This window comes from Vibrio sp. 1069 (assembly GCF_033340555.1).
Genome location: NZ_JAWOWP010000062.1, coordinates 1 through 1432 on the forward strand (window position 1 = coordinate 1; position 1432 = coordinate 1432).

The following is a 1432-nucleotide window of genomic DNA, read 5'->3' on the forward strand; positions in this document are numbered from 1 at the left end:
GGTACTGTTTGATGTCGATAACTTCAAAGCCGTAAACGACAGTTATGGTTATACCGCTGGTGATAAAGCGCTGAAGATCATCGCTCGAGCCATCAATAAGCGCGTGTCTGATACCGAAACCGTCGCTCGCTTTGGCGGTGAAGAGTTTATTCTGCTGATTCCAGAACAAAGTGAAGAATACACATTAGAACTGATGAAAAATATTCAGCGCGATATCTGTCAGCTGCCGTTTAAGTTCCGCGAGCAAAACATCATCATTACTCTGACAGCCGTCTCTACTTCATTTAAGGAATCAGACGCACCAGAATATGTGCTCGATCGCCTTGGGCAAATGCTCACTGACGCTAAAAAACGGGGCACAAACCAGCTAAACTGGAACTAAAAAAACCGTTCAAAAAACAAGCAAACAAACACTTTTATCCCCTCTCAAACGCTCATAACCTCCCATTTTCAACGAGTTATCACATTTATCCCCTTTCAGTCTGCTAAGCTGTTAAAACCCAAGTCACTTCAAGATGATGTATTCATTCATGACGAATATGGCATCTTGAGGTTGCTTGGGACTCGATAACCATAAAACCAAACCCTCCAGCCATCTGAGTAAAACGACACGTACAACTAAGTAAGATGCGTTGGAACTATCCCTCAAAATAATGCAACACAAGGAGGCGTTATGATTACCCATATAAGCCCCGCTGGTAGCATGGACTTGCTATCCCAACTGGAAGTTGAACGCTTAAAGAAAACCGCTTCGAGTGATCTTTACCAGCTTTATCGTAACTGTACGTTAGCGGTATTGAACTCTGGTAGCCACACAGATAACTCCAAAGAGCTTCTCGATAAACACCAATCGTTTGATGTGAATGTAGTGCGCCGCGAGCGTGGCATTAAGCTAGAGCTGACCGACCCACCAGAGCATGCGTTTGTCGATGGAGAGATCATTAAAGGCATTCAAGAACACTTATTCTCTGTACTGCGTGACATCGTTTACGTGAACATGCACTTGGCTGACAGCCAGCGCCTCAATCTCACTAACCCAACGCATATTACCAACCTTGTGTTTGGTATTTTGCGTAACGCAGGCGCGCTCACTCCCGGTATTGAACCAAATCTCGTCGTCTGTTGGGGCGGCCATTCAATCAATGGCGTTGAATACCAATACACGCGCGAAGTGGGTAACGAGCTTGGCTTACGTGAACTTAATATCTGTACGGGTTGTGGACCTGGTGCGATGGAAGGCCCGATGAAAGGAGCGGCAATCGGTCACGCTAAACAGCGTTACACCGAGCAACGTTACCTTGGCTTGACGGAGCCTTCAATCATTGCCGCTGAGCCGCCAAACCCAATCGTCAACGAGCTGATCATCATGCCGGACATCGAAAAACGTTTAGAAGCGTTTGTTCGTATGGCGCATGGTATTGTGATCTTCACG

Annotated in this window: 2 protein-coding genes; both read left to right on the top strand. The window is 46.2% G+C overall.

Translation table 11 applies throughout. The features are described 5' to 3' along the window. Window positions 1–382 (top strand): GGDEF domain-containing protein (locus R7040_RS24410; RefSeq protein WP_318097255.1); only part of this gene is annotated, 382 nt, incomplete at its 5' end. 291 nt (window positions 383–673) lie between these two features. After that, a partial coding sequence (locus tag R7040_RS24415) for a pyrimidine/purine nucleosidase domain-containing protein (RefSeq protein WP_318097257.1) occupies window positions 674–1432 on the top strand: 759 nt, incomplete at its 3' end.